At 46.2% G+C, this 4,277-nt stretch carries 10 protein-coding genes; 8 read left to right on the forward strand and 2 right to left on the reverse strand.

Features of this window, described 5'->3' with window-relative positions; translation table 11 throughout:
* The 8 genes from RUMCAL_RS02890 to RUMCAL_RS15775 all read left to right on the forward strand — a co-directional run.
* A partial coding sequence (locus RUMCAL_RS02890; protein ID WP_021680996.1) for a phage major capsid protein occupies positions 1 to 1,053 on the forward strand: 1,053 nt, incomplete at its 5' end.
* Positions 1,054 to 1,057: 4 nt separating this feature from the next.
* Entirely contained in the window at positions 1,058 to 1,330 is a 273-nt protein-coding gene (locus RUMCAL_RS02895) for a head-tail connector protein (RefSeq protein WP_021680997.1), read from the forward strand.
* Positions 1,330 to 1,683: a phage head closure protein gene (locus RUMCAL_RS02900; RefSeq protein WP_021680998.1), complete on the forward strand. Its 354-nt coding sequence runs from the start codon at positions 1,330 to 1,332 to the stop codon at positions 1,681 to 1,683. Before RUMCAL_RS02895 ends, RUMCAL_RS02900 begins: the two co-directional genes overlap by 1 nt.
* 19 nt (positions 1,684 to 1,702) lie before the next feature.
* On the forward strand, positions 1,703 to 2,038 hold the full coding sequence (locus RUMCAL_RS02905) for an HK97 gp10 family phage protein (RefSeq protein ID WP_242823480.1): 336 nt from the start codon (positions 1,703 to 1,705) through the stop codon (positions 2,036 to 2,038).
* Complete coding sequence (locus RUMCAL_RS02910) at positions 2,035 to 2,352, forward strand: hypothetical protein (RefSeq protein ID WP_021681000.1); 318 nt, start codon at positions 2,035 to 2,037, stop codon at positions 2,350 to 2,352. The genes RUMCAL_RS02905 and RUMCAL_RS02910 overlap by 4 nt, the downstream gene beginning before the upstream one ends.
* Positions 2,353 to 2,356: 4 nt before the next feature.
* Positions 2,357 to 2,974 carry a major tail protein gene (locus RUMCAL_RS02915; RefSeq protein ID WP_040646722.1) on the forward strand — a complete coding sequence of 206 codons (618 nt, stop codon included), beginning with the start codon at positions 2,357 to 2,359 and terminating at the stop codon, positions 2,972 to 2,974.
* A gap of 12 nt (positions 2,975 to 2,986) precedes the next feature.
* On the forward strand, positions 2,987 to 3,367 hold the full coding sequence (locus tag RUMCAL_RS02920) for a hypothetical protein (RefSeq protein WP_021681002.1): 381 nt from the start codon (positions 2,987 to 2,989) through the stop codon (positions 3,365 to 3,367).
* Complete coding sequence (locus tag RUMCAL_RS15775) at positions 3,364 to 3,528, forward strand: hypothetical protein (protein ID WP_021681003.1); 165 nt, start codon at positions 3,364 to 3,366, stop codon at positions 3,526 to 3,528. The genes RUMCAL_RS02920 and RUMCAL_RS15775 overlap by 4 nt, the downstream gene beginning before the upstream one ends.
* A 1-nt stretch (position 3,529) precedes the next feature.
* Here the strand turns inward: RUMCAL_RS15775 and RUMCAL_RS02925 are convergent, their stop codons facing one another.
* Positions 3,530 to 3,907 carry a type II toxin-antitoxin system death-on-curing family toxin gene (locus tag RUMCAL_RS02925; protein WP_021681004.1) on the reverse strand — a complete coding sequence of 126 codons (378 nt, stop codon included), beginning with the start codon at positions 3,905 to 3,907 and terminating at the stop codon, positions 3,530 to 3,532.
* Positions 3,904 to 4,146, reverse strand: coding sequence for a hypothetical protein (locus RUMCAL_RS02930; protein ID WP_021681005.1), 243 nt, complete (start codon positions 4,144 to 4,146; stop codon positions 3,904 to 3,906). Before RUMCAL_RS02930 ends, RUMCAL_RS02925 begins: the two co-directional genes overlap by 4 nt.
* Between the last annotated feature and the right edge of the window lie 131 nt (positions 4,147 to 4,277).

Here is a 4,277-nt window from a genome sequence, read left to right on the forward strand (position 1 = left end):
TACGGCAAGGAAATCCAGCGGCTGGAACGACAGGATCAGATTGAGGCAGAAATGAACAAGCCTACTTCTACGCCGATTCAGAACAAGCCGAACGCATCCACTCACAGTGATACCAAGACCGGCATTGCATCTGATGCATATCGTACTGCTTTCTGGAACAGCATTCGCAACCGTAATTTTGCCGATGTGAGAAATGCTCTGCAGATTGGCGAAGATACCGAAGGCGGCTATCTTGTGCCGGATGAGTTCGAAAAGAAGCTCATCTCCGCACTTGAAGAGGAAAATGTATTCCGTCCTCTTGCAACGAAAATTCAGACATCAAGTGGAGACCGCAAAATCCCCGTGATTACGCAGAAGGGCGAGGCGTGCTGGATGGAGGAGGAAGAGGCTTACACCCTTTCTGATGACGCTTTCGGTCAGATTGCACTTTCCGCTTACAAGGTCGGTACTGCGATTAAGATCTCTGAGGAGCTTCTCAATGACAGCGTGTTTGACCTGCCATCCTATATTGCAAAGGAATTTGCACGTAGAATCGGCACAAAGGAGGAAGAGGCGTTCCTCATCGGTGACGGTAAGGGCAAGCCTACCGGCATTTTCGCTGCAACAGGCGGTGCTGAAAACGGTGCAACCACAACGGGGGCGACCATCACTTTTGATGACGTCATTGAACTGTTTTACTCTCTCAAGAGTCCTTACCGCAAAAAGGCGGTGTGGATTCTCAATGAGCAGACGGTGAAGGCACTGCGTAAGGTAAAGGACAATAACGGTCAGTATATCTGGTCTCCGGCTGTTTCCGCTGGTCTTCCCGACACCATCCTGAACCGTCCCTATGTGACTTCTGTCTACGCTCCTACCATTGCGGCAGGTGCAAAGGCAATTGCATTCGGCGACTATTCCTATTACTGGGTGGCTGACAGACAGGGACGTTCTCTTAAGCGTCTGAATGAGCTTTTCGCTATGAACGGACAGGTCGGTTTTCTTGCATCACAGCGTGTGGACGGCAAGCTGATTCTGCCCGAGGCCGTAAAAACTCTTACAATCAAAAAGGCGTGATAGCATGATTACCCTTAACGAAGCCAAAAATTATCTTCGTGTCGACCATGAGGAGGATGACAAGCTCATCCTCCAACTGCTCGATACGGCAAAATCACTGGTCAAGGACGTGGGCAGAATGGATGAGGAAAAATTCACTTGTTTTGAAGATGTGACGAGAACAGCGGTATTGTTTGCACTCGGTTATCTGTATGAAAACAGAAGCAAGCCCGACTATCATGGTCTTACCATGAGCCTGCGTTCCATTCTGTTTGCACAGCGAGAGGGTGTGGTGTAATGGATTTTGATAAACTGAATCAGCGTATCGCCATTCTGGAGCATCGCACCGTGGTAGATGAAATCGGAAACCATACTTCCAAGTGGGACGAGGTTTTCTCCTGCTGGGCGAAAGTCAGCGTGAAAAGCTCTGCCGAACAAGTGAATACGGGAGTCACCAGAGAAATACAGTCCGTGTCATTCCTTGTCCGGCAGAGTTCCTATCTGCTGTCTTTGAACGCCACAACACACAGGATTCTGTTCCGTGGACAGACATTTGATATTGTCAGTGTAAAACCCGACTATGAAAAAATGGACTATCTCGCAATTGAGGGAGAAGTCCGAAAGGCAGGTGCTCCCAGTGACATCTATTGATGACATGGCAAGTGAGATCATGAAAGGCTTACAGGAATATGCTGACCTTGCCGATACAGAGGTGAAAAAGGCAGTCCGAAAAACTGCAACCGAAGTTAGAAAAGAGATATCTTCAAATGCTCCGGAAGACACTGGTGCTTACGAAAAAAGCTGGACAGCCAAAAAAGTCAGCGAGAACAGCCATTCTCTGCAAATGACGGTTTATTCCAAGAACCGCTATCAGCTGGCTCATTTATTGGAGCATGGTCACGCCAAGCGTGGCGGTGGGCGCGTTGCAGGAAAACCGCATATTGCTCCGGCTGAACAGAATGGCGAAGAATTATTGGAAAATCTGATCAGAAAGGCATTATCATGACCTATGAAGAAATCAATGAAATGATGCAGGAAATGGATTGTCCTTTTTCCTATCATCACTTTGCAGAGGGCGAAAGTCCTGCACCGCCCTTTCTACTTTTCCTTTCTCCCGGCGAGCATACCTTTTCGGCTGATAATCTGATGTATTACAGCTTCAAACAGCTGGACATTGAACTGTACACGGATAAGAAATCACCGGAAGTGGAAGAACGTGTGGAGGAGATTTTAAGGCAGCATCATATTTTTTACAACAAGACAGAAGCATGGATAGAGTCGGAAAGGCTCTATGAAGTGCTTTATGAAATGGAGGTTTGATTTTATGGCGAACAAAAGAAACAAGGTCAAGTTTGGTCTGAGCAACGTCCATTGGGCAAAGATTACCCAGTGGGGTGCGGACGCTGACGGAACACCCACCGTGCCTGTGTACGGTGAATCCATGCGTTTACCGGGTGCGGTTTCACTGTCCATTGATGCCAATGGTGAAAATGAGAATTTTTATGCCGATGACAGTGTGTACTATGTCATCAACAACAATTCCGGTTACGAAGGTGACCTGGAAGTGGCGCTTGTCACCACCGAATTTGCCACCGAAATTCTGGGAGAAATTCTCGATAACAACGGTGTGCTTGTGGAGAAGAACACCGCAGAACCGTCGCAGTTTGCATTGATGTTTGAATTTTCGGGAGATAAGCACAAGATCCGCCATGTACTGTATTGCTGCACGGCAAGCAGACCGGCCACAGAAGGTCAGACCAAGGAAGATTCCACAGAAGTCAAGACGGAAACACTGACACTGACCGCATCGGCACTTCCCACCGGATTGGTCAAGGCAAAAACCTGTGAAGCAACTGATGAAAGCACCTACAATAACTGGTACAAGATGCCGTACAATCCCGATACGACAGCGAAAACCACAACCACAAAGGCAAGTTCATAAGGAGGCATCGCTATGGCAATCAAGAAAAATATTCTGGTGGACGGCATGGAAGTGCCGTTTAAGGCGAGTGCTGCGGTTCCTCGCCTTTATCGTCTGAAATTTCACAGAGATATTTACAAAGATTTCTCCAGCCTGCAAAAATCTGTGGGAGAAAATGATTCCGAAAACTCTGCTCTCGATATTGAGAGTCTGGAAGTCTTTGAAAACATCGCATACATTATGGCAAAGCACGCTGACCCTGCAAATGTTCCCGATTCTCCCGACGAGTGGCTGGAAGGCTTCAACACATTCAGCATTTATGAAATCCTGCCTCAGCTCATTGAGTTGTGGGGTCTGAACATCGAAACGCAGGCAGAATCTAAAAAAAACATCGCCCGACTGACCGCCAAATGACAACGCCGCTTTTTCTGCTGCGGTGTGTACAATTAGGACTGTCAATGGGCGATCTGGATTTGCTGACGATTGGTTTGGTGAATGATATGTTTACAGAACGTGAGAATGATGATTGTAACTATGATTCTCTGGCAACGCAGGAGGATTTTGATGCGTTTTAACCTATATGATGTGTTTCCACAGCCATTCCTGCAATTGTCGGTCATCCATTTCACCGGCTGCAATTCCGAGAATCATTTGAATCAATTCATCGTCATCATATTCCACTTCAATATGATTCAGAGAAAGAAATACAAGCATTGTATGCGTGCCGATTCTTTTATTTCCATCTACAAACGCATGATTTTTTATCAAACTGTATCCAAGACGAGCTGCTTTTTCTATGATTGTCGGATATAATTCTGCATCATCAAACGTCTGGAAAGGTGCATTCAATGCCGAATCCAGAAGTCCTTCATCACGAATTTCCGCTGAGCCGCCTGATTCCTTCACCAATTCTTTGTGAAGCAGCATTACCTGTTCCTTTGTGAGTCGTTTCATTTGGCAAGTTCCTCATAAACAGCAGCGTTGCGTTTCATCAGTTTTTTTGAAACAGAAAGCACTTCTTCATCCGATGCCGTTTCCGCTTCTTCTGTGTCTTCAATCATTCTGACTTCATAACGGGGCTTATTATTTTTGAAAATAACGGCCGTTCCATACCGGTCTACAATTCTTGTTACCATGGAAAAATTCTGATTTGCTTCTGTCATAGAAATAATTGTGTTTGTATCTATCATCATACGAACACCTCCTTGCTGTTATTATACCATATTGTTAGGATAAATTCAACCTATTTTTGAAAAAAGGCAGGTGACCCCCATGGCAAACCGCATCAAAGGCATCACCGTAGAAATCGGCGGCGATACCACCA

Origin of the sequence: Ruminococcus callidus ATCC 27760 (genome assembly GCF_000468015.1) — a bacterium.
GTDB classification, from domain to species: Bacteria; Bacillota; Clostridia; order Oscillospirales; family Ruminococcaceae; genus Ruminococcus_C; species Ruminococcus_C callidus.

Coding starts and splice junctions, on each gene's coding strand:
- RUMCAL_RS02910 (WP_021681000.1), top strand. CDS start 2,035: ATGACCTATGAAGAAATCAATGAAATGATGCAGGAAATGGATTGTCCT.
- RUMCAL_RS02900 (WP_021680998.1), top strand. CDS start 1,330: ATGGATTTTGATAAACTGAATCAGCGTATCGCCATTCTGGAGCATCGC.
- RUMCAL_RS02895 (WP_021680997.1), top strand. CDS start 1,058: ATGATTACCCTTAACGAAGCCAAAAATTATCTTCGTGTCGACCATGAG.
- RUMCAL_RS02905 (WP_242823480.1), top strand. CDS start 1,703: ATGAAAGGCTTACAGGAATATGCTGACCTTGCCGATACAGAGGTGAAA.
- RUMCAL_RS02930 (WP_021681005.1), bottom strand. CDS start 4,146: ATGATGATAGATACAAACACAATTATTTCTATGACAGAAGCAAATCAG.
- RUMCAL_RS02915 (WP_040646722.1), top strand. CDS start 2,357: ATGGCGAACAAAAGAAACAAGGTCAAGTTTGGTCTGAGCAACGTCCAT.
- RUMCAL_RS15775 (WP_021681003.1), top strand. CDS start 3,364: ATGACAACGCCGCTTTTTCTGCTGCGGTGTGTACAATTAGGACTGTCA.
- RUMCAL_RS02920 (WP_021681002.1), top strand. CDS start 2,987: ATGGCAATCAAGAAAAATATTCTGGTGGACGGCATGGAAGTGCCGTTT.
- RUMCAL_RS02925 (WP_021681004.1), bottom strand. CDS start 3,907: ATGAAACGACTCACAAAGGAACAGGTAATGCTGCTTCACAAAGAATTG.